Source organism: Mesorhizobium sp. B2-3-7 (assembly GCF_006442695.1).
Lineage (GTDB): Bacteria > Pseudomonadota > Alphaproteobacteria > Rhizobiales > Rhizobiaceae > Mesorhizobium.
Map to the genome: position 1 here is coordinate 238925 of NZ_VFVV01000008.1, position 25958 is coordinate 264882.

General features: G+C 64.3%; 18 protein-coding genes. 4 read left to right on the forward strand and 14 right to left on the reverse strand.

All coding sequences use genetic code 11. The features are described from left to right. Window positions 1-361 precede the first annotated feature (361 nt). Window positions 362-5086 (forward strand): glutamate synthase large subunit, encoded by a 4725-nt coding sequence (gene gltB, locus FJ940_RS17865; protein WP_140657355.1) that lies wholly within the window; start codon window positions 362-364, stop codon window positions 5084-5086. Window positions 5087-5228: 142 nt separating this feature from the next. Beyond that, a complete protein-coding gene (locus FJ940_RS17870) occupies window positions 5229-6683 on the forward strand; it encodes a glutamate synthase subunit beta (protein ID WP_140522407.1) in 1455 nt (484 codons plus the stop codon). A gap of 154 nt (window positions 6684-6837) precedes the next feature. Here the strand turns inward: FJ940_RS17870 and FJ940_RS17875 are convergent, their stop codons facing one another. After that, window positions 6838-8067 (reverse strand): DUF459 domain-containing protein, encoded by a 1230-nt coding sequence (locus FJ940_RS17875; RefSeq protein WP_140657357.1) that lies wholly within the window; start codon window positions 8065-8067, stop codon window positions 6838-6840. Window positions 8068-8094: 27 nt separating this feature from the next. Then, window positions 8095-9318, reverse strand: coding sequence for a lytic murein transglycosylase (locus tag FJ940_RS17880; RefSeq protein WP_140496283.1), 1224 nt, complete (start codon window positions 9316-9318; stop codon window positions 8095-8097). Between the two features lie 201 nt (window positions 9319-9519). Here FJ940_RS17880 and galU point away from each other — a divergent pair, with 201 nt between their 5' ends. Further along, a complete protein-coding gene (gene galU, locus FJ940_RS17885) occupies window positions 9520-10434 on the forward strand; it encodes a UTP--glucose-1-phosphate uridylyltransferase GalU (RefSeq protein ID WP_181168598.1) in 915 nt (304 codons plus the stop codon). Between the two features lie 56 nt (window positions 10435-10490). On the opposite strand, the gene FJ940_RS17890 is transcribed toward galU, so the two are convergent. Beyond that, window positions 10491-12266: an outer membrane beta-barrel protein gene (locus FJ940_RS17890; protein ID WP_181171780.1), complete on the reverse strand. Its 1776-nt coding sequence runs from the start codon at window positions 12264-12266 to the stop codon at window positions 10491-10493. Between the two features lie 227 nt (window positions 12267-12493). Between FJ940_RS17890 and FJ940_RS17895 the strand changes: the two genes are divergently transcribed. Beyond that, window positions 12494-13495: a KpsF/GutQ family sugar-phosphate isomerase gene (locus FJ940_RS17895; RefSeq protein WP_140496281.1), complete on the forward strand. Its 1002-nt coding sequence runs from the start codon at window positions 12494-12496 to the stop codon at window positions 13493-13495. 114 nt (window positions 13496-13609) lie between these two features. Here FJ940_RS17895 and FJ940_RS17900 read toward each other — a convergent pair whose 3' ends face one another. The 11 genes from FJ940_RS17900 to FJ940_RS17950 form a co-directional block, all read right to left on the reverse strand. Then, complete coding sequence (locus tag FJ940_RS17900) at window positions 13610-14074, reverse strand: NfeD family protein (protein WP_140496280.1); 465 nt, start codon at window positions 14072-14074, stop codon at window positions 13610-13612. 24 nt (window positions 14075-14098) lie between these two features. Continuing rightward, a complete protein-coding gene (locus tag FJ940_RS17905; protein WP_140624323.1) occupies window positions 14099-15049 on the reverse strand; it encodes an SPFH domain-containing protein in 951 nt (316 codons plus the stop codon). A gap of 89 nt (window positions 15050-15138) precedes the next feature. Next, window positions 15139-16383 carry an FAD-binding oxidoreductase gene (locus FJ940_RS17910; RefSeq protein WP_140657359.1) on the reverse strand — a complete coding sequence of 415 codons (1245 nt, stop codon included), beginning with the start codon at window positions 16381-16383 and terminating at the stop codon, window positions 15139-15141. Window positions 16384-16438: 55 nt separating this feature from the next. Further along, window positions 16439-17503: a ferrochelatase gene (gene hemH / locus FJ940_RS17915; protein ID WP_140657361.1), complete on the reverse strand. Its 1065-nt coding sequence runs from the start codon at window positions 17501-17503 to the stop codon at window positions 16439-16441. A 134-nt stretch (window positions 17504-17637) separates the two neighbouring features. Further along, on the reverse strand, window positions 17638-19662 hold the full coding sequence (locus FJ940_RS17920) for a bifunctional metallophosphatase/5'-nucleotidase (RefSeq protein ID WP_140657363.1): 2025 nt from the start codon (window positions 19660-19662) through the stop codon (window positions 17638-17640). Between the two features lie 204 nt (window positions 19663-19866). After that, the gene (locus FJ940_RS17925; RefSeq protein ID WP_140496275.1) at window positions 19867-20244 is read right to left on the reverse strand and encodes a hypothetical protein; all 378 of its coding nucleotides are present in this window, start codon (window positions 20242-20244) and stop codon (window positions 19867-19869) included. A gap of 186 nt (window positions 20245-20430) precedes the next feature. Further along, entirely contained in the window at window positions 20431-21876 is a 1446-nt protein-coding gene (locus FJ940_RS17930) for a homospermidine synthase (protein WP_140522394.1), read from the reverse strand. A gap of 109 nt (window positions 21877-21985) precedes the next feature. Further along, on the reverse strand, window positions 21986-22909 hold the full coding sequence (locus tag FJ940_RS17935; RefSeq protein WP_140657365.1) for a DUF3445 domain-containing protein: 924 nt from the start codon (window positions 22907-22909) through the stop codon (window positions 21986-21988). Window positions 22910-22912: 3 nt separating this feature from the next. Beyond that, the gene (locus FJ940_RS17940) at window positions 22913-23575 is read right to left on the reverse strand and encodes an aminotransferase class IV family protein (protein ID WP_140513677.1); all 663 of its coding nucleotides are present in this window, start codon (window positions 23573-23575) and stop codon (window positions 22913-22915) included. After that, window positions 23524-24669 (reverse strand): aminodeoxychorismate synthase component I, encoded by a 1146-nt coding sequence (locus tag FJ940_RS17945; RefSeq protein ID WP_140657367.1) that lies wholly within the window; start codon window positions 24667-24669, stop codon window positions 23524-23526. The genes FJ940_RS17940 and FJ940_RS17945 overlap by 52 nt, the downstream gene beginning before the upstream one ends. A 194-nt stretch (window positions 24670-24863) precedes the next feature. Beyond that, complete coding sequence (locus tag FJ940_RS17950) at window positions 24864-25589, reverse strand: proton-conducting membrane transporter (RefSeq protein WP_140657369.1); 726 nt, start codon at window positions 25587-25589, stop codon at window positions 24864-24866. Window positions 25590-25958: the final 369 nt, after the last annotated feature.

The following is a 25958-nucleotide window of genomic DNA, read 5'->3' on the forward strand; positions in this document are numbered from 1 at the left end:
GGACGGAAGCTTGCGTTTAGCGGGTATTTCACGAAACTTTGTGTCGCGGAACGCCGAAGTTTTTTGTGAATCGGTCTTGTATGCGCCCGGCTTTTCTGCCATAAAAATTTAGGACAGTAGTGCTGTCTTATTTTGTCGCGCAAAACAGGCTGGATTGGCGTATTCTAAGCCTCTCCGGCTTTTGCCGCGAGCGACAGGTGGACGGCCGTGCTCTGGCCTGTACGATACCGGATGCGAACCGCGCGGCGAGCCGCATGGTTCGGCAAGGATTTCGCAAGACGTGCCGTAAGGATGAAGGGGAAGCAATGCGCTTCCCGAGGCAAACCAGCGCCCGCAAGGACGCGGAATGGAGGACAGGACGATGACGGAATTGACGCACGCTGCGACGAACGGCAAGGCCGCGCAGACGAAAGCGGCAGCCGTCAAAACCCTGGCCAATACCCGCCGCACCGGTTTGACCGCCCAGGGCCTTTACGATCCCCGCAACGAGCACGATGCCTGCGGTGTCGGCTTCATCGTCAACATGAAGGGCGCGAAGTCGCACACGATCGTCGAGGACGGGCTTTCCATGCTCGAAAACCTGACGCATCGCGGCGCCGTCGGCGCCGATCCGCTGATGGGCGACGGCGCGGGCGTGCTGGTGCAGATTCCCGACGGCTTCTTCCGCGAGGAGATGGCCGCGCAGGGCGTCGAGCTGCCGCCGGCGGGGCAGTATGGCGTCGGCCATTGGTTCATGCCGCAGGATGCCGCGCTGCGCGCCCATGTCGAGGACATCATTGCCGAATCGGCGCAGTCCGAGGGGCTGCCGCTGCTCGGCTTCCGTGACGTGCCGGTCGACAATTCGTCGCTCTCCAAGGCCCCGGATATCGTGGCATCCGAGCCGTTCCACCGGCAGGTCTTCATCGGACGCACGGCCGACATTCCCGACGACGAGGAGTACGAGGCCAGGCTCTATCTGCTGCGCAAGGTCATATCGGGCCGCATCTACGCCGAGAACGACAACAAGGACATCGGCGCCTACTGCGTGTCGCTGTCGGCGCGCACCATCGTCTACAAGGGCATGTTCCTGGCCTATCAGGTCGGAGCCTATTACAAGGACCTGTCCGATCCGCGCTTCGAAACGGCGCTGATCCTGGTCCACCAGCGCTTCTCCACCAACACCTTCCCCTCGTGGAAGCTGGCGCATCCCTATCGCATGGTCGCGCACAATGGCGAGATCAACACCGTGCGCGGCAACAACAACTGGATGGCGGCGCGCCAGGCGTCGGTGGATTCGGAGCTGTTCGGCAACAACATCTCCAAGCTCTGGCCGATCTCCTATGAGGGCCAGTCCGACACCGCATGTTTCGACAATGCGCTCGAGTTCCTGTTCCAGGGCGGATACAGCCTCAGCCACGCCATGATGATGCTGATCCCGGAAGCCTGGGCCGGCAACAAGCTCATGGACGCCGACCGCAAGGCCTTCTACGAATACCACGCGGCGCTGATGGAGCCGTGGGACGGGCCCGCCGCGGTCGCCTTCACCGACGGGCGCCAGATCGGCGCCACGCTCGACCGCAACGGCTTGCGGCCAGCGCGCTACATCGTCACCGACGACGACCGGGTCATCATGGCGTCGGAGGCCGGCGCGCTGCCTGTGCCGGAGGAAAAGATCGTCCAGAAGTGGCGGCTGCAGCCCGGCCGCATGCTCTTGATCGATCTTGCCAAGGGCCGCATCGTTTCCGACGAGGAGATCAAGTCGGAGATCGCCACCAGGCATCCCTACAAGACCTGGCTCGCCAATACGCAGCTCATCCTGGAGGACCTGAAGCCGGTCGAGCCGCGCGCGCTGCGCAAGGATGTCAGCCTGCTCGACCGCCAGCAGGCGTTCGGCTACACCCAGGAAGACACCAAGCTCTTGATGTCGCCGATGGCCACCACAGGCCAGGAAGCCGTCGGTTCGATGGGCACCGACACGCCGATCTCGGCGATGTCGGACAGATCGAAGCTGCTCTACACCTATTTCAAGCAGAACTTCGCCCAGGTCACCAATCCGCCGATCGATCCGATCCGCGAGGAACTGGTGATGAGCCTGGTGTCCTTCATCGGCCCGCGGCCCAACATTTTCGACCTGGTCGGCAGTTCGCGCCGCAAGCGGCTGGAAGTGCGCCAGCCGATCCTGACCAATGGCGATCTCGAAAAGATCCGCTCCATCGGCCACACCGAGGATCGGTTCGACACCAAGACGATCGACATCACCTATGCCTCGATCGAGGGCGCGGCCGGCATGCAGGGCGCCATCGATCGGCTGTGCGAGCGGGCGGAAGCGGCGGTCGCCGGCGGCTACAACATCATCATCCTGTCCGACCGCCAGCTCGGGCCGGACCGCATCGCCATTCCCGCGCTTCTGGCCACGGCCGCGGTGCATCATCATCTGATCCGCAAGGGGCTGCGTACTTCGGTCGGGCTCGTCGTGGAATCCGGCGAGCCGCGCGAAGTGCATCATTTCTGCTGTCTTGCCGGCTACGGCGCCGAAGCGATCAATCCCTATCTCGCCTTCGACACGCTGCTCGACATGCACAAGCGCGGCGAATTGCCGGAAGAGGTCGACGCCTACGAAGTCGTGTCGCGCTACATCAAGTCGATCGGCAAGGGCATCCTCAAGGTGATGTCGAAGATGGGCATCTCGACCTACCAGTCCTATTGCGGCGCGCAGATCTTCGACGCGATCGGGCTGAAGACCGATTTCGTGGAGAAGTATTTCACCGGCACCGCCACGCTGATCGAAGGCGTCGGGCTGGACGAGATCGCCGAGGAGACCTTCAGGCGCCATACGGATGGTTTCGGCAACGATCCGGTGCTGCGCAACAGCCTGGATGTCGGCGGCGAATATCTGTTCCGGATGCGCGGCGAGGCGCATATGTGGTCGCCCGACGCGGTCGCCACCTTGCAGCACGCCGTGCGCCAGGGGTCCTGGGAGACCTTCAAGGAGTATTCCGCGCAGATCGACAGCGAGACGGCGCGCGCGCAGACCATTCGTGGCCTGTTCAAGATCAAGCTGGCGGAAGATACCGGCCGCAAGAAGGTCGCGCTCGACGACGTCATGCCCGCGGCCGAGATCGTCAAGCGTTTCTCGACCGGCGCGATGTCGTTCGGCTCGATCTCCAGGGAAGCGCATACGACGCTGGCGCGCGCCATGAACGCCATCGGCGGCAAGTCGAACACTGGCGAGGGCGGCGAGGAGGCAGACCGCTATCTGCCGCTGCCCGGCGGCGGCAAGAACCCCGAACGTTCGGCGATCAAGCAGATCGCTTCCGGACGGTTCGGCGTGACGGCCGAATATCTCGTCAACTCCGACGTCATGCAGATCAAGGTGGCGCAAGGCGCCAAGCCCGGCGAGGGCGGCCAGTTGCCCGGCCACAAGGTCGACGCCACCATCGCCAAGGTCCGGCACTCGACGCCCGGCGTCGGCCTGATCTCGCCGCCGCCGCATCACGACATCTATTCGATCGAGGATCTGGCGCAGCTGATCTACGATCTGAAGAACGTCAACCCGGCGGCCGACATTTCGGTCAAGCTGGTGTCGGAGGTCGGGGTCGGCACGGTCGCGGCGGGCGTCGCCAAGGCGCGCGCCGACCACATCACCATCTCGGGCTACGATGGCGGCACGGGTGCCTCGCCGCTGACGTCGCTCAAGCATGCCGGCAGCCCGTGGGAGATGGGCCTTGCCGAGACGCACCAGACGCTGGTGCTCAACGGTCTCAGGTCGCGCGTGGCGCTGCAGGTCGATGGCGGATTGCGCACAGGCCGCGACGTCATCATCGGCGCGCTGCTCGGCGCCGACGAGTTCGGCTTCTCGACCGCGCCGCTGATCGCGGCCGGCTGCATCATGATGCGCAAATGCCATCTCAACACCTGCCCGGTCGGCGTGGCGACGCAGGATCCGGTGCTGCGCAAGCGCTTCAAGGGCACGCCCGAGCACGTCATCAACTTCTTCTTCTATGTCGCTGAAGAGGTGCGCGGACTGCTTGCCGAAATGGGCTTCACCCATATCGACCAGATCATCGGCGACGCCGATCTCCTGGAAAAGCGCGACGTGATCCAGCATTGGAAGGCGCGCGGGCTCGACTTCTCGAGGATGTTCTACAAGCCCGATGCGCCACATGAGGCGGTGCACTGGACCGAGCGGCAGAAGCACCCGATCGACGACGTGCTCGACCGCAAGCTGATCGAGCTGGCCAAGCCGGCACTGGAGGCCAAGCAGCCGGTCAAGATCGAGGTCGACATCCGCAATGTCGATCGTTCGGCGGGCGCCATGCTGTCGGGCGAGGTCGCCAAGCGCTTCAAGCACAAGGGCCTGCGCGAGGATACGATCCAGGTGAAGCTGACCGGGACCGCCGGCCAGTCCTTCGGCGCCTTCCTGGCGCGCGGCATCTCCTTCGAGCTGGTCGGCGCCGGCAACGACTATGTCGGCAAGGGCCTGTCGGGCGGCCGCATCGTCATCCGGCCGCCGGATGAAGCCAAGATCGTCGCGGCCGAGTCCATCATCGTCGGCAACACGGTGCTCTATGGCGCTACCGAAGGCGAGGCTTATTTTGCCGGTGTCGCCGGCGAGCGCTTCGCGGTGCGCAACTCGGGCGTCGTCACCGTCGTCGAGGGCGTCGGCGACCATGGCTGCGAATACATGACCGGTGGCATCGTCGTCGTCATCGGCAAGACCGGCCGCAACTTCGCCGCCGGCATGTCGGGCGGCGTTGCCTATGTGCTGGACGAGGCGGGCGATTTCGCCGAGCGCTGCAACATGGCCATGGTCGAGCTGGAGCCGGTGCCGGAAGAAGACGACCTGATGGAAAAGCTGCTGCATCATGGCGGCGACCTCGACCACAAGGGCCGCGTCGACGTCTCGGGTGACATGACCAGCCATGACGAGGAGCGGCTCTATCAGCTGATCTCGAACCACGTGCACTATACGGGTTCGGTGCGCGGCCGCGAGATCCTCGACAATTGGGCGGCGTTCCGGCCGAAATTCCGCAAGATCATGCCGGTCGAATACCGCCGCGCGCTGATCGAGATGGAACGCATGCGCATGAGCGTGGCGGCCGAATAGATCTTCGCAAAGGCCGGGAAGCCCAGGCTTCCCGGCTCCATGTCACTGATAATTTGACCTCTCGCGGAAGGTTGCCACGGCTGCCTGAAGAGGTTAACGGGTGCGGCGAAAACCGCACCATCTGGACAGCAGGAACTGGACTATGGGCAAGGTAACAGGCTTTCTCGAGATCGACCGGCAGGTGCACAAGTACCAGCCGGCCTCCGACCGCATCCGGCATTTCCGCGAGTTTACGCTGCCGATGTCGGACAAGGAGGTCGAGAAACAGGCCGCGCGCTGCATGGACTGCGGCATCCCGTTCTGTCACGGGCCGACCGGCTGCCCGATCCACAACCAGATCCCGGACTGGAACGACCTCGTCTATAACAGGGACTGGGACAATGCGATCCGCAACCTGCATTCGACCAACAATTTCCCCGAATTCACCGGCCGCATCTGCCCCGCGCCTTGCGAGGAAGCCTGCACGCTGAACCTCGAGGACATTCCGGTGGCCATCAAGACGGTCGAGCAGGCGATCGCCGACAAGGCCTACGAGACCGGCCATATCAGGCCCTATCCGCCGGAGAGGAAGACGGGCAAGCGCGTCGCCGTCATCGGCTCCGGCCCGGCCGGCATGGCCGCCGCCCAGCAGCTCGGCCGCGCCGGCCATGATGTCCATGTCTACGAACGCGAAAGCCGGCCAGGCGGGCTGATGCGCTATGGCATTCCCGACTTCAAGATCGAGAAGCACTATATCGATCGCCGCATCGAGCAGATGCAGGGCGAAGGCGTGACCTTCCATTGCGGCGTCAATGTCGGCATCGACAAACCCGTGGCCGAACTGCTCGCCGAACATGACGCGGTGCTCTATTGCGGCGGATCCGAGACTCCGCGTGCGGCCAACATCCCCGGCGACGATCTCGGCGGCGTCTATGACGCGATGCCCTACCTAGTGCAGCAGAACCGGCGTGTCGGCGGCGAGCCGATCCAGTCGGTGGCGTGGCCGTCGCACCCGATCATCGCCAGCGGCCAGCATGTCGTCGTCGTCGGCGGCGGCGATACCGCTTCCGACTGCGTCGGCACCGCCTTCCGCCAAGGCGCCGTGCGCGTCACGCAGCTCGACATCCGTCCGCAGCCGCCGGAGAAGGAAGACAAGCTCGCCGTCTGGCCCTACTGGGCGACCAAGATGCGCACCTCCTCCTCGCAGGCCGAGGGCGCCGAGCGCGAATTCCAGGTGGCGACACTCGAATTCATCGGCGAGGAAGGCCAGCTGACCGGTGTCAAATGCTGCGAGGTCGACGACAAGCGCCGACCGATCGTCGGCACCGAGTTCGTCATCCGCGCCGATCTCGCCTTCATCGCCATCGGCTTTGCCGGGCCGGCCATGGCCGGCGTGGTGTCGGAGCTCGAAGGGGAGATGAAGATCGTCACCGACAGCCGACGCTCCCGCAATGTCGAGGCCAATGACCGCGACTACCGGACCAGCGTCGACAGGCTCTATGCCGCGGGTGACGTGCGCCGCGGCCAGTCGCTGGTGGTCTGGGCGATCCGCGAGGGTCGGCAGGCGGCGCGTTCGATCGACGAGGCATTGATGGGTTCGAGCGTCCTGCCCCGCTGAGCCCGTTTGGAAACTCTACTGCTGCGGCCATAAGGCGTTTTCTGCGCTTCCGGTGCTCCCGTACCCAAAAAATACGCTCGCTCCGGTTCTTGAAAACGCCATCCTATGGCTCGCAGCAGCGAGTTCCGAAAACCGGTTTCGGCCCTCCGCGCTGCTAAGGAGTGATGGCCGTCGTCGTGCCAGCCGCGGCGGCCGCGGCTGCCGGATTTGTCTTCGGCGGCCAGGCGAAATCGTCGGCGCGGCCGGGCGAAGCCACCGGCGCCTTGCCCTCGACCACCAGTTTTTCGCCGGGCAGGCCCGGGTTGGCCTTCGCGGGCGGTCCGGCGCCGAGCAGTTCCGTGCCGCCGTCGAGCGCCGGATCGCTGAGCAGCATCGGCGCGGTGCGGTCAATGACGATGGGAGCGGCGGCCGGCGCCGGCGCCTCGACCGGCGCGCCGGCAGGAGCAGCGGTCGGGGCGACGCTTCCCGGCGCGGCCAGGCCCAGGACCTTCATCAACGGCTTTTCGGTATAGAAGGCGAGCTTGCGCTTGCCGGCCTTCGACATGTTGATGCCGTCATCGGAGCGCAGCCGCACGGGCTGGCCGTTGATGTCGGGGCCACTGGTGACGAAGGCGCCGTTCTCGTCGACGAATCCATCCCAGATATCGACGAATTCGCCGCCATGGCTTTCGGCCGCCTGACGGTAGATGTCGTTGAAGGCGAGCATGTCGGATGTCATCTTCGAAACCCTGAACGCCGGCATGCCGACCCACAGGAAAGGCACCTTGGCCGTGGCGATGGCCTTGCCGAACGCTTCGGTGCGACGTTCGTATTCCTTGGTCCAGCTCTCGGAACGGGGCTGCTCGCGCACATCCCCCACCTTCATCGGCTGGCGGTCGTTGGAACCGAGCATCACGACCACGGCGGCGGGCTTTTCGGTCTCTATCAATGATTTGATCTGTTCTGGCCAATTGTAGAAATCATCGCGCACGAAGCCCGACGAGCCATTGGAGCGAACGACGATCCTGACGCCGGTATTCTCGGCAAAGGCGGTGTCTAGACCTTCGGCGAGCCCGGCCGCCATGAAATCGCCGACCACCAGGACGACCCGGGCGTCCGGCGCCTTCTCGGCGATCGGGATTTCCGGTTCCGCGGGCGGACGCGGCGCGCGCGGCTTTTTTGCCTTGGGCCTGGGCCTTGGTTTCTGGATGTCCAGCGGCGGCTCGATCCGCTCGCTGCGGCGCGGGAACAGAAGGTCACGCAATGACCAGCCGCGGCTTTGCTGCTCCTGCGCCATGGCGGGCGCATGGAAGGCGCCTGCCATGGCGACGGCGAGCACGGCGACGGCCAGGAACAGCACCAGCATGCGGAGAACGAACGTCCCGATGCGCGCAGCCCAAGCCAATCGCTCCTCCTCAGTTCATGACAGGCCCTATTTTTGCCTGAGCCATTTTAGCACTTCCATGCTCGGATAGCCGTCCTGGGTCAAGCCGACCTTTGCCTGATAGGCCATGATGGCCGACTTCGACCCGTCGCCGATCTTGCCGTCGAATTTGCCGTCATAAAGGCCGTGCTGGGAGAGCCGCTTCTGCAATTCCTGCCTTTCCTCGAACGTCAGCTTGGTGAAAGGCCGTTTCCAGTCCTGTACGAGGCCGGTGGAACCGGCGATCTCGTCGGCAAGAAGACCAACGGCAAGCGCGTATTTGTCGGCATTGTTGTAGGCCTTGATGACCGAGAAATTCCTGATCATCAGGAAAGCGGGGCCGCCGCGGCCATCCGGTACTTTCAACGTCGCCTTGTCGCTGAGGTTCCTGAACGGCTTGCCGCTCGCCCTGACCACGCCGAGCGCCTGCCATTGCGCCAGCGTCCTGGAGCCTGCGGGCAGCTTGCCGGCCGGCAAGGCCACCTCGTAGCCCCAGGTCTTGCCGGCCTGCCAGCCATTCTTCTTGAGCAGATTGGCTGATGTCGCCAAGGCATCGGGAATGGAATTCCAGATGTCGCGCTTGCCGTTGCCGTCCATGTCCACGGCATAGTGCTGGTAGCTGGTCGGGATGAACTGGGTCTGGCCCATGGCGCCCGCCCAGGAACCCATGAGGTGGCTCTCGTCGATGTCGCCGGTCTGGAGGATCTTCAGTGCGGCGACCAGTTGCGTGCGGGCATATTTCGACCGCTTCTGATCGCCATAGGCCAGGGTCGCCAGCGAGCGGACGACATTGCGCATGATGTCGTCGCGCTTGAGGATCTCGCCATAGTTGGATTCCATCGACCAGATGGCCAGCAGGACGTTGCGGTCAACGCCGAACCTCGCCTCGATCCTGTCCAGCCACGGCTTCCATTTCCTGGCCATCTGCTGGCCGACCGCGACCGACTGGTCGTGGACGCGGTTGTCGAAATAATCCCAGGCGGGCGCGGTGAATTCCGGCTGGGTTCGGGCTTTTTCCAGCACCACCGGATCGGGTTCGTCGATGCCCCTGAAGGCGCGGTCATAGACGGCGCCGGAAACGCCCCCCTGCACCGCGGTGGCGCGGAAGCCGGCGACCCATTGCCGGAAGCCGGCATCGGCGAAGGCCGGCCCGGCAGGCATCAGCATGGCGAGCGAGAGGCTGGCGGCCGTCATGACGCTGGTGAAACGCTTTGCGGCATTGCGAACGGACATCTTTTCCTCCTTCTCCGTCTTGGGAAAGACCATTCATCGCCGAACCAGGTTAGGAATTGGTTTACCATAGGCCGCCCCTGGAACGAAAAGGCGCCTCGATGCTTCTACCGGTGCAAGTTTCCCTTCATTCGCCCGATAATCCTCAATTCCGGCGTGAAAATGTCGCGGCGCGGGATTGCGGAGCCGGCCTGCAAACGGATAATTGAAGGCATGAAGAGAGTTCGCAAGGCAGTTTTCCCGGTCGCAGGTCTCGGCACGCGGTTTCTCCCGGCCACCAAGGCCGTCCCCAAGGAAATGCTTACCGTCGTCGACCGGCCCGTCATCCAATACGTGGTGGACGAGGCGCGCGAGGCAGGCATCGAGCATTTCATCTTCGTCACCGGGCGCAACAAGGCGGTCATCGAGGATCACTTCGATATCCAGTTCGAGCTCTATGACACGCTCGCCCAGCGCGGCAAGGACGACCAGCTCGCCAGGCTGCAGCGGCTGCAGCCCGGGCCGGGACAGACCAGCTTCACTCGCCAGCAGGTGCCGCTCGGACTTGGCCATGCCGTCTGGTGCGCGCGCGAACTGGTCGGCGACGAGCCGTTCGCGCTCTTGTTGCCCGACATGATCATGCAGTCGGAAAAGAGCTGCATGAGGGACATGGTCGACCTCTATGCCGAGACCGGCAACAACATTATCGCGGTTCAGGAATGCGATCCCGCCGAGACCCATAAATACGGCATCGTCGGCCGGGGCGAAGCCACCCATCATGGCTTCCGCATCACCGAGATGGTGGAAAAGCCGAAGACCGGCACCGCGCCCTCCAATCTCTACATCAATGGCCGCTACATATTGCAGCCCGAGATTTTCAAAATCCTCGAAGGCCAGGAGAAGGGCGCCGGAAACGAGATCCAGCTCACGGACGCAATGCTGAAGCTGGAGAAGCAGCAGCCCTTCTACGGCTACCACTTTCAGGGCCGCACCTTCGATTGCGGATCGCCGGAAGGGTTCGTCGAGGCCAATGTGGCCTTCGCGCTCTGGCGCAACGACATGAACCAGAGCATGGCCGGCGTTATCCGCAGGCTTCTCGACGAGATGGCGCCTTCGGAGCACGTTGTGGCGGCGCTTTAAGGGAGGCGCTGTCTGGCCGATGTCTCGGATGCGGCACGCAGCTTAGCGGCCCGCGCTTACCGCTGCACCTTCACGCCGAGATAGATGCTGTTGGCGGTGTAGTCGCGGCCAGGCAGGTTGCTGGTGAGCTTCTCGGTCCTGGCGCGGGTGGTGAGGCCGGCATAGCGGTTCAGCCACCATGTCAGCCCGGCTTCGGCGCTCAGCACCCTGTCATGGCCGTCTATGCCGATATAATCGCGCCAGTCCAGGCCCAGCGCGGCATTGCCGGTCAGGTTGGCGCGGATCTGGCGTTCGGCCGTGAGGCGGCCGGAATAGAGGATGTCGCCGCTTTCACCTGCGGTGGTCGTGGGCTCGACCGTGGTCCGCCCGGTCAGGCCGATCGTGGTGCCGCGTTCGGGCGACCATTTCAGGTCGGCGTCCACGGTGGCACCCGCGATCGCCCCCAGGCGGTCGTCGTCGATCGCTTCCCGCAGCCAGCCGGCCGAGAACTCGCCGGCGAGCTTCTCGCCCATGTCGAGCTCGAGGCCGGCGCGGGCACCAAGCCGCGTTGATGAACGCTCGAAGCCTTCATTGTCGAAGCGTTGATCATAGGCCCTGCGCCCGAGCTCGATTTCGGTGAAAGGCGTAAGGGCAGGGGAGATTTCGTAGCCGGTGCGCAAGGTCGCCGTATAAAGCGTGGAGTTACGATCCTTCTGCGACAGCGAGGTGTCGTCAGAAAGCTTGGCGTCGCCATAGAAGTCGTGCGAGACCGCGCCGGTCAAAGTGTATTGCGCCTTGCCGACGTCCTTTTCGATGCCGAGGCTGCCGTCGATGGTCTGGCGCAGCGGTTGCTTGCTGACGCCTGCAATGGCGTCGGGCGACGAGGCCGATTCCGGCACGGCCTCGTAACCGAGCTTGGCGACGGCGCGTTGCTCGTTGTCGAGGTCGACATTGAGCTGGCCTTCGATGCGGCCTTGCTCATTGTGAACCGGGTAGCCCGAGACGGTCTCGCGGAAGAGGCCATAACCGTCAATGGTCGCGGAGTTCTCGCGCCAGTCGGAGGCGGCGGAAAAGCGCAGTGCCGTCTCGGACAGCAGCGCCGCTTTGCCGGCACTGCTGGAATCGCCGTTCGAGGTGGCGGTCAGGCCCTGCTCCAGCGTCGGCCTTATGACGAAGGAGCCCCATTTGATGCCTGGAGCGGCGAACGGATCGTCCTCGATTTTCTTCTTCTGCCCTTCGATGGAAGCGGTGCGTTCGGCGCCCGGATCGAGCTGCTGCCGGTCGACGCTGTCGATCGTGACGGCGCGGCGGTTGGCGGTCTCCTGGTCGGTGCCGGTGACGGTGGCGTCGGCATCGTCGGCCGTGCTGGCGGTCGTGGTCGCGTCGGTCGTCGCGGTGGTGTTCTTTTTCTTTGTCTTCGCCCTGTCGGCGGCCTTGTCCGCATTGGCCTGCCCGGTGGCCGATGGCCGGCGTGGTTTGGGCGGAGGCGGATTGTCGGCGGTCACGTCGTCACCGGCCGCCGGCGGGTCGAAGATGCTGCCAGTGGGCGAGGCGGCACCGCTATCGTCAGGAGCAGCGCCGGCGCTGGCGGGCAGATAGGTGCGCGACGGCGTGTCGTCCTGACCGGCGGCATTCGCTGGCTGCTGTTGACCCTGACCGGCTATGGCGGCCAGTCTCGCTTTGCGCTGCTGGTCGGACAGGATCGCCGATTCCGAGACCTCGCCGCGCAGCTCCGTTTCCTGGGCGAAGGACAGCGTCGGTCGCGGCAGGCCGAAGATGCTGGTCGCCAGCAGCAAGGCGCAGGCAGCCTTGCTCTTTCGCCTTCTCGTCTTTTCTGACTGGGCCCCGGACATCGCCACCACTGCTTGCGCGGCGCGAGCGCGCGCCATACTTACCGAACCGTAAATGGGGATGGTTAACGGAGGGTTGAGGCGGGGGGCGATTGCTTTTCCAAGCGCTCATTGTTCCAGGCCTCGACATTCGTGACCTTGCGCTTCGTTCATTCGAACCGCTCTCCTAGACGGTCGGGGGAGGCATTTCCGTTGGACAGGCGCGGCACAAAGCGCTAATCGCATCGGCCATGGATGCGCGATCCCTCGACAAGAAGCCGTTGGACAGACAGGCCTCGATCGCTTCGGCGCTAAGAACGGTGGCGACCGAACAGGCGGGAGTGGCAGCGCTGGCCGAGGCGCTCGAAAACGGGCTGGCGAAGCCCTTTGCCGAAGCGGTCGACATGATCTCGAGGATCGAAGGCCGGGTCATCGTCACCGGCGTCGGCAAAAGCGGCCATATCGGCTCGAAGATCGCCGCGACCCTGGCCTCGACCGGAACGCCGGCCTTTTTCGTCCACCCCGCTGAAGCCAATCACGGCGATCTCGGCATGATCGCCAGGGACGATGCCATCATCGCCATGTCATGGTCGGGCGAAAGCAAGGAGATGATGGGCATCGTCGCCTATTCCAGGCGCTTCTCCATCCCGCTCATTGCAATCACGTCCGGTGAGACATCGGCGCTGGCGCGCGCCGCCGATGTCGTGCTTTTGCTGCCGCGTGCGCCGGAAGCCTGCCCGCATGGCCTGGCGCCGACGACATCGGCACTGCTGCAACTGGTGATGGGCGACGCACTGGCGATCGCCCTGCTCGAGGCGCGGGGTTTCACGCCCGATCATTTCCGCACCTTCCATCCCGGCGGCCAGCTCGGCGCCAACCTGATGCAGATCCGCGAGATCATGCATGTCGGCGAGAGATTGCCGCTGGTCGTTTCGGGCACCGGCATGCAGGACGCGATCCTGGAGTTGTCGCGCAAGGGCTTCGGCTGCGTGGCGGTCACCGCCGCCGACGGCGCGCTGATCGGCATCGTCACCGATGGCGACATCAGGCGTCACATAGGCAGCAACCTGACGGCGATGACCGTCGATCAGGTGATGACGAGATCTCCCAAGACCGCGGCGCCGGACACGCTGGTGGCGACCGCACTGCAGACGATCAACAATTCAGCCATCACCAGCCTGATGGTGGTGGAGGGCAACAAGCCCGTCGGGCTCGTCCACCTGCACGATCTTTTGCGCATCGGCGCTGCGTAGGGCAGTTCACCGTTTCACGGAAACGGCGAACTGCTCTATCTCTTTGTTTCTGCACAATTCCGGACGGAAAACCGTACACACTTTTCCTGGAATTGCGCTAGAGCGGAGCCGGTTTCACACTCGCTCGACGGTCAGTTCGAGATCGGTGTCGGCGGCTCCGGTGACGCGCACCTGGGTGCCGGCCGGCAGGTCAGGGCCAGAGACGCGCCACAGCGTGTCGCCGAGCTTGATGCGGCCGCGGCCGTCGCGGATCGGCTCGGCCAGCGTCGCCATCCTGCCGATCATCTGCGCCCCACGGCGGTTGAGCAGCGGCTGGTCGGTCGGCTCGTCGCGTCCGCCGATGAGTTTCTTGCCGACCAATGCCGAGACCAGCGACAGCGCGAGGAAGACGAGCACTTGGACCTGCCAGGTCCAGCTGGCCGCATCCCAGACCAGCAGCGATACCGCGCCCACGATCAGCGCGGCGATGCCGGTCCACAACATGAAGATGCCCGGTGCGATGATTTCCATCGCCAAAAGCACGAAGCCCAGAACCATCCAGTTCCACGGGCCGAGTTCGGAAACGATGCGGTCGATCATGGTTTTGATCCACTCACAAAGGCATTAGTTGTCGCTCGGCCTGACGACCGGAGGTCGTGAGACCTGCCGTTGCGTGCCGGCCGGCCCGTCGCCCTTGAATACTTCCCTGGCGATCTCGCCGATGCCGCCCAGCGAGCCGATCAGCGACGACGCTTCGAAAGGCATCAGCACGATCTTGCTGTTGGTGGCCGAACCGATCTTGCCCAGCGCTTCGGTGTATTTCTGGGCGACGAAGTAGTTGAGCGCCTGCACATCTCCCTTGGAGATCGCTTCCGACACCACTTGCGTGGCGCGGGCTTCCGCTTCGGCGGAGCGCTCGCGTGCCTCGGCATCGCGGAAGGCGGCTTCCTTGCGGCCTTCGGCCTCGAGGATCTGCGACTGCTTGAGGCCTTCGGCGGCAAGGATCTGCGCGCGTTTGTTGCGTTCGGCCGTCATCTGCCGGCCCATCGATTCGATCAGGTTGGCGGGCGGATTGATATCCTTGATCTCGACGCGGGTGATCTTGATGCCCCAGGGATGGGCCGCTTCGTCGACCACGCGCAGCAGGCGCTCGTTGATCGCGTCGCGGTTCGACAGCAGCTCGTCGAGATCCATCGAGCCCATCACGGTGCGGATGTTGGTCATGGTCAGGTTGAGGATGGCGTTCTGCAGGCCGGAAACCTGGTAGGCCGCCTGCGCCGCGTTGAGGATCTGGAAAAAGGCGATGCCGTCGACGCCGACGATGGCGTTGTCGCGGGTGATGATCTCCTGGCTCGGGACGTCGAGCACCTGCTCCATCATGTTCAACTTGGCGCCGATGCGATCGATGAACGGCACGATGAGGTTGAGGCCTGGCGACAGCGTTTTCGTGTAACGGCCAAAGCGTTCGACCGTATAATTGTAGCCTTGCGGGATTGTCTTTATGCCTTTGAACAGCACCAGCACGACAAGAGCGACCAGAACAATAATCGCGATATCGAAACCACTGAAATCCATTTGGCTCTCCCTCAAGAGGCAAGCCATGGGAGCCATTCTCCCGCAGCCGGCTTCAGCAAACACTTAAGTGTGTTTCAACAACGTTACAATCAGGTGATGAGGGATTGTTTGTGCCGCTGCTGCCGGTGGCTGAAGGCGAACAGGCTTGCGTCCGTATCTTCCGATCCGGCGATGGCGGCAGAAACGATTTCGGATGCGATTTGCGAGAAGGCGATGCCGTTGCCGCCATAGCCCATCACGGCCTGGATGCGCGGATGCCCAGGGATGGCGCCGATATAGGGCAGGCCGGTGGTTGTGGTGCCGAAGGAGCCGGTCCAGGCAAAATCGGGCCTGGTGTCCAGATCCGGGAACAGGCGGCCGAGCTTCCTGGCCAGTCTCAGGCTCTTGCCGGCGATCAACGCGTCACGCCGTTCCTTGTCGATAAAATCCTCGTCTTCGCCGCCGCAGATCACCCTGCCGTCGGCTGTCGCCCTTGCATAAAGATAGGGGTCCGACGCTTCCCAGATGAGGGCCGCGTCCGGCCAGATCTTTCGCGGCTGCGGGCGTGTGGCGATGGCCCATGTCGAGATGACGCGGTGGGCGGCTGCCGGCACGATGTCGGTCAACTCGTAGCCGGTCGCGAGCAGGACGTGCTGCGCGCTGATTATGGGGCCGCCCCTGGTGGCGACGACGACCTCCTTGGCGCTGTCTTCGATCGCGGTCGCCTCGACCGGGGCGTAGAGGCGCGCCTTGCGCTCCAGCGCCTTCAGCAGCAATCCGGCGGTCAGTTTGCGCGGATCGAGCGCGATGTTGCCATGGCTGAGGATGGCGCCGTCGCGCTCGATGCCGAATCGCGCAGCCAGCGGCGCAGGGGCGAGATAGGTCGCGGCGATGCCCGCCTGTCGCCGCGCCTCGGTCTCGTCACGCAACTGCGATGGGCCGAGCACGGTACCGGCCAGATAGAGGGAGGGGGCGCGGCTCAGGCGGCAGTTGATGGAGAGCTCGGCTATGCGGCCGGCAAGGTTGGAAACGGCCAGACGCGAGCGCCGCCAGGCCTGTTCCGCCGAGGCCTTGCCGATCATCCTGCCGAGTGCCGTCAGCGGCTGGTCGATCTCGAACTGCACCAGGGCGGTGGTCGCCGACGTCGACCCTCTCAGCGGGCCGCGCCGGTCGATGCAGACCACCGAATGGCCGTCAGCCGTCAGCGCTTCTGCGATCATGGCGCCGCTGATGCCCATGCCTATCACCAGCACATCGGCCTTGGCGTCACGGGTCAGAGCGCTTGTCGGGACAGCGGGTGCCCGATAGGCGGACCAGACTGGCCGGCCGCTTCTGAGGTCGAGCTTGCGGGGCATCGATGGTCTCCGGAGGGCGCGCCTCAACGCCCCGGAACGTCCATTGTTCCCGGGTTCAGATCCAGCCGGACAGTTCGCGCCGCACCATCGCCTCGATCACCGCCATGCCTTCGGGACTGTCGTTGAGGCAGGGGATGTGCGCGAATCTTCCGCCGCCGGCATGATGGAAGGTTTCCGCCGCCTCGCGGCCGATCTCGTCCAGCGTTTCGATGCAGTCGACGGAAAAGCCGGGGTTGACGATGGCGATCGATTTCACGCCATCCTTGGCCAGTTTCTCCACCGTCTTGTCGGTGTAGGGCTGCAGCCATTCCTGTGCGCCGAAGCGCGACTGGAAGGTGGTGATCAGCTTCTTCTCGTTCCAGCCGAGCCTCTCGCGCAGCAGCCGTGTCGTCTCGAGGCAATGCGCGCGGTAAGGATCGCCTTTGTCGGAATAGGGTTTCGGGATGCCGTGATAGGAGGTGATGACCACCTCCGGTTCGAAATCGAGGCTGGCCAGATGCCGTTCGATCGAATGGGCGAGCGCCTCGATATAGACCGGTTCGGCATAATAGGGCGGCACGCTGCGGACGGCAGGCGCCGCACGCATCTTCATCAGCGCCCGGAACAACTGGTCATTGGCAGTCGCCGTGGTGGTGGCCGAATATTGCGGATAGAGCGGAAAGGTCAGGATGCGGTCGCAGCCCTGCGCGACCAGGCTTTCGGCGACGCTCGCGGTCGAGGGATTGCCGTAGCGCATCGCCCAGCCGACGACCACGTCGGGCAGGTCGCGCAATGCCACGGTCAGCTTCTCGGCCTGGGCGCGGGTATAGGTGCGCAGCGGCGACTCGTTGTTCTCGCGATTCCAGATCCTGGCATAGTTGGCGCCCGACTTCTTCGGTCGCGTGGTCAGCACGAGGCCGTAGAGGATCGGATACCAGATCGCCTTGTTGAGTTCGATGACGCGTGGGTCGGACAGGAATTCGCGGAGATAGCGCCACATCGGCCTGAAATCGGTGCCGTCCGGCGTGCCGAGATTGACCAGCATGACGCCGACCTTGCCCGCCTTGGCCGGCGAATGTCCGGCCCGTCTCGGTCCCACGGTCCTCGCGGGCTTGGCGTCGACAGGGATGGAAGGCGGCATTGCGGGTCTCCGAACACGGCGCGAAAGTAGCGATGCGGCGCTGCTTTTCAATGCAGCGTCTGGCCGCACCTTACCAAAAACAGGACGCCCGCCCTGTTTCGGGCGGGTGTCCCTGCGCGCAAAGGCGAAGGCGGTTACCTCGGCGGTATGGTCAAGGTGGCGCCGACCGGAAGCCGGCGCGGCTCGTAGCCCTTGTTGGCTTCGGAAATGACTTTCCACCTGGTGCCGTCGCCATAGGCCTTCTTTGCCAGGTCCCAATAGGTATCGCCGGCGACGATGACATGGCTGGTTTCGGCCGGTGCGGCCTCGGCGGGCTTTGCCGGCTCAGCCGGCGCGGGTGTTGCCGGGGCAGGGGCGGCTTCGGCAGGCTTTGCCGGTTCCGCAGGTGCTGGCGTTGCCGGAGCGGCAGGCGTTGCCGGTGCGGGCGCAGGCGCGGCCTCGGTCGACACGGCCGGCGGCGTGTTGGCGATATCGCCGGAGTTGGCAGGCAGATCGGGCATTGCTTCGGCTGGCTTGGCGGGCTCCGCCGCAGGCGCGGCCGCTGTCGTCGCGGCGATCTCGGTGATGCGGCCGTCGAGCTTGGGCGTGTAGGGCCGGTGCGCGCCGAGATAGTCGGCGACCACCTGTTCGAGGCCGGGGCCGTAATCATAGGCGTTCTTGGCCTTTTCGGCGAAAACCTTGTAGCCGTCGCCGCCCTGGCGGACATAGTTGTTGGTGGCGACCAGATAGTCCTTGTCGGGATTGAGCGGCGTCCAGGCGCCGTTCTCCATCACCTCGACAGACTTGACGCGGCCGGCATTGGCCGGGGCGGATTTGTCGAAGGCGTATTTCAGGCCGGCCACCTGCGGGAAGCGGCCGGCGCCGTCCTCGACCTGGCTGAGGCCGCTTTCGAGCCCGGCAACCAGGTCCTTGCCCGAGATCTGGAAGGTCGCCAGCGTGTTCTGGAAGGGCAGCACGGTCAGCACCTCGCCCATGGTGACGGTGCCCTTGTCGATCGAGGCGCGCAGGCCGCCGCCATTGGAGATGACGATCTCGACGCCCTGTCCCTTGACGCGGTCGAGGATGGCGTCGGAGACGAGATTGCCCATCGCGCATTCGCGGGCGCGGCAGCTCTCGCGGCTGCCGTCGATGACGTCGGTCGTCTCGGCCACTTCCTTGTTCTTCAGCGCTTCGATCGGCGCGCCGAGCTCCTTGATGCGGGCGAGCACGGCGGGATCGGGCGTGATCGACTTGTCGAGGAGGATCGGGTCGCCGCTCGCCGACTTGACGACGCCATTGTCGTCGAACACGATCTTGAACTCGCCGAGATATTTCGAATAGGACGCCGCCTGCACGACCGGTACCTTGTAGCCGTCCGGATTGTCGACCATGGTCGGATAGGGGCCTGCCGCCTTCGGATCGGTGTTGGATAAAAGCGTATGGCTGTGGCCGCCGACGACCACGTCGACGCCCGGGATCTTCGCTATGACATCGCGCTCCCTGTTGTAGCCGATATGGGTCACGGCAATGATCTTGTTGACGCCCTCTCCCTTCAGCTTCTCGACCTCGGCCGTGATCGACTTGACGTCGTCCTCGATGGCGATGTTGGGGCCGGGAGTGGCGAGTTCGGGCGTATCGTTGGTGACGGCGCCGATGATGCCGATCTTCTGGCCGCCGACCTCGACGACGATGGACGGCTTGACGCGGTCACCGAGCTTGGACTGCGCGTTGGCTTTCACATTGGCGCCGAGCACGGGGAACTTGATCATGTCGAGGAACGGCGCCAATGCCGTTTCGCCGTCGTCGAATTCATGGTTGCCGAGCGCCATGGCATCGAACTTCATGTCGTTGAGGAACTCGCCTTCGGCCTTGCCCTTGTAAGTCGTGTAGAACAGCGAACCCTGGAAATTGTCGCCGGCGCTGAGCAACAGCACGTTCTGGCCTTCCAGCTTCTTGCGCTCCTGCGCGATCGCCGTGACCAGCCGGCCGGCGCCGCCGACGCATTCGCCCTTTGTCTCCTCGTCGGCCGAGCAGGTGGATTCGTATTTGTTGTTGCTTTCGATGCGGCTGTGCCAGTCGTTGATGTGCAGGATATTCAGCGTGTAATCGGCAAAAGATGCGCCGGCCGACAGGCCCAGCGTCGACGCGGAAAGGGCGGCAATGGCGGCAAGCTTCTTCATCTTCGTCTCCCGGATAGGCTGATCAGAGCCGTTTAGCGCTCTTGCTTGACCGGTCTATAACAGCCGGCTTTTTCAGCCATGTTCCCATCGCGTTCCGGAGCATGCAAGGGGAAATCGGGGCAAAACCCCGTTGATCTCTGCGGGGCACAAAAAAGGACGGCGGCCATTGGCCGCCGTCCTTTGGAGGTCTGAATGCCGGTCGGTTCAGGCGCGCCGGGTCAGCACGAAATTCTGGCCGGAGCCGCTGGTGCAGTTGAGCTGGCTGGTGGACACCAGCAAGCAGTTGAAGCTCACCGGAGTCTGCCGGATCAGCGAGGTACCGTGGATCTCGACCGAAGTGGCGCCGGTCATCGTATAGGTGCCGTCGGACAGCTTCTGGCCGGTATCGGTCGCTACCGTGGTGAAGGTTCCGCCGGCAAAGGTCGAGAGACCGGTGCCCTTGGCGTCGATCCAGGAGCCTTCGACGCCCTTCGGCGCGGCCCCTATCGACGGCTCGTCGGGACCGCTGGTTGCACAAGCGGCCAGCCCCACCATCGTGGCCGCCGCAACACTCATCGAAAGAATCTTGCGCGCAATGGTCATGTAAAAATCCTCTCCTCGCCCGTCGGCCCGAAATCGGAAAACGACTTTCGGAAAGCACGGTGCATGCATCCAAGTTTCAAGAGCGCAGTTCATGCGTCCAGATGGACGCGGCTTGCTCCCGTCCGCATCCTTCAATCGCCCGATTTCCGGGCGATTGCAAGGCAGTGAGGCATGCTTGGCGCGACGCTATCGCACCAGGATGTTGCGGAATTGCCACGGGTCGTTCCGGTCGAGGTCCTCCGGAAACAGGCCGGGCCGATTATCGAGCGGTGTCCAGTCGGTATAATAGCCCTTCACCGGTCCGAGATATTGCGACTGCACGTCCAGACAGCGCTTGTAGTTCATCTCGTCGGCCTCGACGATGCCGGCCTCGGGGTTCTCCAGCGCCCAGACCATGCCGGCCAGAACCGCCGAGGTGACCTGCATGCCGGTGGCGTTCTGGTAAGGCGCCAGCTTGCGCGCTTCGGCGAGCGACAGTTGCGAGCCGTACCAGTAGGCGTTCTTGTCATGGCCGTAGAGCAGCACGCCGAGCTCGTCGACGCCATCGACCAGTTCGTTTTCGTCCAGCACATGGTGTACCGGTTGCGCCTTGCCGGCGGCGCCGAACATTTCATGCAGCGACAGCACCGCGTCGTTGCAGGGATGATAGGCGTAGTGGCAGGTCGGGCGGTACTGAACCTTGCCCTTTTTGGAGCGCACGGTGAAGAAGTCGGCGATCGAGATCGCCTCGTTGTGGGTCACCAGGAAGCCGTATTGCGCACCTGGTGTCGGGCACCACGAGCGCACGCGCGTGTTGGCGCCGGGCTGCTCCAGATAGATTGCAGCCTTGGAACCATGCTTGTGTTTCTTGCCGTTCTTGGGCATCCATTTCTCATGCGTGCCCCAGCCGAGTTCGGCGGGCTGCAGGCCCTCGGAGATGAAGCCCTCGACCGACCAGGTGTTCCAGAACACGTCCATCGGCTTCGGCTTCTTGGTGCGCTGGGTGTCGCGCTCGGCGATGTGGATGCCCTTGACGCCCGCCTTCCTCATGAGCTTCGCCCAGCCCTCGCGGTCTTCCTGCGCGGGTTCCGAAAACTCGAGGCCGAGATCGGTGGCCAGGTTGACCAATGCCTGCTTGACGAACCACGAGACCATGCCTGGATTGGCGCCGCAGGTGGAGACCGCGGTCGCGCCGCCGGGCTTGTCGTGCTTTTCCTTGAGCAGCGACTCGCGCAACGCATAGTTGGTGCGGCTGGCATTGTCGGCCTCGGCATCGAAGTAGAAACCGAGCCATGGCTCGACGACCGTGTCGATGTAGAGCACGCCGAGCTTGCGGCAGAGTCGCATCAGATCCACCGAGCCGGTGTCGACCGACAGGTTGACGCAAAAACCCTGGCCGCCGCCATTGGTCAGAAGCGGGGTCAGGAGCTTCTTGTAATTCTTCTCGGTCACCGCATCCTGCATGAAGGTGATGCCGCGCTCGTCGAGCAGCGCGCGGTCGGTGCCGAGCGGGTCGATGACCGTCATGCGCGATTTGTCGAACTTGAAATGGCGCTCGATCAGCGGCAGCGTGCCCCGTCCGATCGAGCCGAAGCCGATCATCACCACAGGGCCGGTGATCTCACCGTAAACGGGCCAGTTTTCATTCGCCATTTTATCGAGCACTCCTTCAGACAGGTGCAAACCCGGGCATTCTCGCCCAACGGGCATGCGCTACATCACAGATCATTGTCATAAACCAGTGAAAAGCGCCAACCGCCGGTCAGGCGGCGTTCGCCATTTGGTTAAGGACGCTGACCAGCCGGTCGCGGTCTGATGTCAAGCCCTTGTAATCGAGCTGGGCGATGGCGAGCGCTTCGAGCTGGGCAGCGAAAGCCGGAGCCAGCGTTGCCCGGTCGGGGTGATGCGCCAACGCCGCCAGCGGGTCGAGATGAATGCGGATGGTGAATAGGATGTCGCCCGAGACGGGCAATTTTCGAAGCGTCTGCCGCTCGACGCGGATGAAGGCGTGGGCATTGGCGTCGCCATCGGCAAATCGCGACGGGCGGCTGGCGGCGCGCTCGATTCGCTCGACATTGGATAGCGGATGGTAGAGCGCATCGCCCGATTGAATCGACCAGTTGTAGCGCTCCACGGCCTGGCCCTGGAGGCCGTCGAACATGCGGTTGATCAGCTCGGCCGGCCGCGTGCCAGGGCCAAAACCCGGCACGGGCGCATGGATCTGCTGCAACGGCTTGCCGAATTTTTCGAGCAGCGACCAGGACGAGGGAAAGCAGAGCGAGCCGGCGGCGAGCCGCCAGCCGTCTTCGCCGCGGCGCATCAGGATCAGGTCTTCCTGGACGAGCAGCGAGGCCGCGACAAGCGGCGCCTTGGCGAAGTCGCCCTCGGGATTGCCGGCGGCGCCGATCACCTCGACCCCGCCACTGGCACGCCGATGGGTCTCGGGAAATGCCCGCGGCAAGTGCGCTTCGAGCAGGTCGAGCACTTCGCGCTGGGCATCGCGCGTGCCGTCTTCCTCGACGAACACGGTGCCGGGCATTTCGGCATAGAGCCGCTGCTTCTCGGCGAGGAACGGCAGGAGATGTTCGTCGACTTCGATCCAGTCGGCCAGGGCAAGCGGCTTCAGCCCGATGGTGAACAGCTTGGACGAGCCATCATAGGGCGTGTGGGTGGGCAGCGATGTCATGCTTCAGATCAGTTTTGCCGGGATCAAGCCGCGCAGTGAATTGCCGACATAGAGCGCCCTGGCGGATTTCAAGTCGTCAAAGCTGTAGATCGCCTCGCGGGCGCGGCCTTCATCCAGAAGCGCGCCGCGCAATACGCCAGGCAGCAGCCCGCAATCGAGGCGGGGCGTCAAAAGCATGCCGTCGCCGAAATCGGCGAAGACATTGGTGATGGTGCCTTCGCACATCTCGCCACGCTCGTTGGCCAACAGCACTTCGTCGGCCTGGGTGATGAGGTATTCGGCGCGGGCATGCGCGTAGACCTGCCGGTGGCTGGTCTTGTGGCGCAGCAGCATGTCGTTCGAATCGAGCCTCGTGCGCGCCAGCCGCAGCGTCCAGACCTTATCGGCGGCGAGCGGCTCATAGGGCTGGACCGAGGCGGCCGTGTCGCCACTGCGCGCCAAAGCCAGGCGCGTGCGCAAGGCGTTGCACGCGCCGTCGACAGCCTTGCCCAACACGTCGCCGATCCTTTGCGGGTCGCAGGCAAAACCGAGTTCGGCCGCCGAACCATAGAGGCGCGCCAGATGCCGCTCGAAGCGCAGGAAGCCCATGGGCGGCTCCCAGCGCATGGTCTCGATCAATTCGAAACCGGCGGCGTTCCCGTCGCGAAGCGGGCTTTCAAGAGACACTCCTGATACTCCTCCTGCGCGGTTGAATCGAAGACGATGCCGCCGCCGACATTGTAGACGGCCTCGCCGCCGGGAAAGAGCGAGATGGTGCGGATCGCCACGGAAAAGCGCATCGTGCCGCCGGGCGCGATCCAGCCGATGGCGCCGCAATAGACATCGCGGGGCGTGCCTTCAAGGTCATGCAGGATCTCCATGGCGCGGATTTTCGGCGCGCCGGTGATGGAGCCGCAGGGAAACAGCGCTGCAAAAATCTGGCGGATCGTGAGGCCCGGCAGCAGCTTCGCCCTGACGTCGCTCACCATCTGGTGGACGGTCGGATAGGTCTCGATGCGGAACAGCTCTGGCACTTCCAGCGTACCGACCTCGCTGATCAGCGAGATGTCGTTGCGAAGCAGGTCGACGATCATCCGGTTCTCGGCCTGGTTCTTCTCATCATTGCGCAGGAAGGTTTTCTGGCGCTCGTCGTCGGCTTCCGTCGCACCACGCGGCGCCGTGCCTTTCATCGGATGGGTCTCGACCATGCCCTGGGCGTCGATCTCGAAGAACAGTTCGGGTGAGCGCGACAGCACGACCGGATCGCCAAGCGAAACCAGGGCACCATATTTCACCGGCTGGCGTTCGGTCAGCGCGTCGAAGGCGGCGAGCGGATCGCCCGACCATTGCGCATGCACCGGGAAGGTCAGGTTGCCCTGGTAGCAGTCGCCTTGCCTGATGTGCCGGTGCAGCCGCGAGAACCGCTTCTCGTAATCCTCGAACGACCATGTCGCCCTTGCATCGAAGATCGGGCCGTTGGTCGCCGCCGCCTTGCGGGGCGGCACCGGCTCTTGCACCGGCGCGTCAAAGACGCCCAGGCAGACCAGCGGGGCGCGGCGCCCGGCCGGCAGCAACGGAACCAGCTTCGGCTCCAGCAGGTAGCCCGCCTCGTATGAGAAATAGCCGGCAAGCCATTTGCCGGCGTCATGAGCGGCCTGGGCCGCCTCCAGTGCGGCCGGGAAATCCCGGGCCTCGTGCGCCGTGATGATGTCGTCCGGTCGGTCGAAAACGAGCTGGCGCGCGCTTTCGTCATTGCGGAAAATTGCGGCGGGCAGGGGCATGGAACTCGGGGCGTGGATCGATGAAGCCAATGATGGCTCTATATGGGGGGGCAGCCGCGCGCAATCGAGGGAGCGGCACCTTGCCACTTAAACCCGACCTGTCGCCCGATCCGTGGGCAGACCTTGCGGCCAAAAGCAAACCGGCGGCGCTTCGTTCGCGCCGCCGGCCGCAATCGTCGGATCTGCCCTGTCGCTCAGGTGTTGCTGGCGGTTCCAGCCGACGGAAACTGCCTGGCGAATTCCGCCTCGTTGCCGGCGGCGAGCAGCTTGGCCTGCTCGATCCAGCGCTCGCGCGCGATACGGCCGTCGAAATTCATGACGTCCTCGATCCGCTTGATATCAGCGGCTGTCCAGGCGGCGATCTGGGCAAAGCTGGTGACGCCTTGTGCCCTGAGCAGCTTCTCGTTGACCGGGCCGATACCGATCAGCCGGCGCAGATTGTCGGGTTTGCCGGAAGCCGCCTTGGCCGGCGCGGCCTTCGCCGGTGCCGCCTTCCTGGGCGCCGCGCTGGCCTTGGGTGCCGCCTTGGCGGCAGCGGCCTTCGGCGCGCCAGTCTTCGCGGCGCTGGAAGCGGCCTTGGCCGCAGCCGGCTTCCTGGGCGCCGGCTTGGCCGCCGGAGCGGATTTGGCAGGGGTGGGCGTCGACATCAAGGCGGCCGGCGCCGGCGCCGCCGCCTTTGCCGGGCCGGAGCCGGTCGAGGCCTCGCGCAGCCGGCGCTCGAGGTCGGCGCGGGTGCGCCCACAGGCATCCAACTCGCCGGTCAGGCGATCGCTGTCGGCCCGCAGCCGGTCGCGCTCGCTGCGTGTGCGGTCGAGATCGCCGCGCAAGCTGTCGAGTTCACCGCGCAAGCGTCCCCAGATGAACCAGCCAACCAGCACACCCACAAGGAACGCCAGGAGCATGTAGAAAAAAGTGCCCATTGTCTCTCTCCAGTCAGATCCGTCTGCCGCGGCATTGGACTTAATGACCTTCGGCGAAGGACTACTCGATGATGGTTCCGCCGCCTGCGGAACAGCCGGCCTCAGTCGAGCCGTCGGCGTCGGCTTTGCAAGCCATGGCCAATGGCCGTCGTCGCGTGCACCGGAACGCCGCGATCGGCTGAGACTTCCCCGCCCGACCCGCATGCTCCGGCTGAGCTTGGCGGGGAGGCTATCATAGAGCTTCCGGAAAGCTATGGGAAAACTACGAAAGAGAGTTATTCAAGAACAGATATTTAGACCAAGAATAGTGTGGGCCCAATATGCATTCCGGCTAAACTGTTCTGAGCAGGTGGGGACGACGTACAGAAG

What these genes read in the sequence shown, in the direction of transcription:
- gltB (WP_140657355.1), top strand. Translation starts at nt 362, where the DNA reads ATGACGGAATTGACGCACGCTGCGACGAACGGCAAGGCCGCGCAGACG.
- FJ940_RS17890 (WP_181171780.1), bottom strand. Translation starts at nt 12,266, where the DNA reads ATGTCCGGGGCCCAGTCAGAAAAGACGAGAAGGCGAAAGAGCAAGGCT.
- FJ940_RS17895 (WP_140496281.1), top strand. Translation starts at nt 12,494, where the DNA reads ATGGATGCGCGATCCCTCGACAAGAAGCCGTTGGACAGACAGGCCTCG.
- FJ940_RS17935 (WP_140657365.1), bottom strand. Translation starts at nt 22,909, where the DNA reads ATGACATCGCTGCCCACCCACACGCCCTATGATGGCTCGTCCAAGCTG.
- FJ940_RS17945 (WP_140657367.1), bottom strand. Translation starts at nt 24,669, where the DNA reads ATGCCCCTGCCCGCCGCAATTTTCCGCAATGACGAAAGCGCGCGCCAG.
- FJ940_RS17925 (WP_140496275.1), bottom strand. Translation starts at nt 20,244, where the DNA reads ATGACCATTGCGCGCAAGATTCTTTCGATGAGTGTTGCGGCGGCCACG.
- FJ940_RS17910 (WP_140657359.1), bottom strand. Translation starts at nt 16,383, where the DNA reads ATGCCCCGCAAGCTCGACCTCAGAAGCGGCCGGCCAGTCTGGTCCGCC.
- FJ940_RS17870 (WP_140522407.1), top strand. Translation starts at nt 5,229, where the DNA reads ATGGGCAAGGTAACAGGCTTTCTCGAGATCGACCGGCAGGTGCACAAG.
- FJ940_RS17905 (WP_140624323.1), bottom strand. Translation starts at nt 15,049, where the DNA reads ATGGATTTCAGTGGTTTCGATATCGCGATTATTGTTCTGGTCGCTCTT.
- FJ940_RS17930 (WP_140522394.1), bottom strand. Translation starts at nt 21,876, where the DNA reads ATGGCGAATGAAAACTGGCCCGTTTACGGTGAGATCACCGGCCCTGTG.
- FJ940_RS17920 (WP_140657363.1), bottom strand. Translation starts at nt 19,662, where the DNA reads ATGAAGAAGCTTGCCGCCATTGCCGCCCTTTCCGCGTCGACGCTGGGC.
- hemH (WP_140657361.1), bottom strand. Translation starts at nt 17,503, where the DNA reads ATGCCGCCTTCCATCCCTGTCGACGCCAAGCCCGCGAGGACCGTGGGA.
- FJ940_RS17950 (WP_140657369.1), bottom strand. Translation starts at nt 25,589, where the DNA reads ATGGGCACTTTTTTCTACATGCTCCTGGCGTTCCTTGTGGGTGTGCTG.
- FJ940_RS17880 (WP_140496283.1), bottom strand. Translation starts at nt 9,318, where the DNA reads ATGTCCGTTCGCAATGCCGCAAAGCGTTTCACCAGCGTCATGACGGCC.
- FJ940_RS17900 (WP_140496280.1), bottom strand. Translation starts at nt 14,074, where the DNA reads ATGATCGACCGCATCGTTTCCGAACTCGGCCCGTGGAACTGGATGGTT.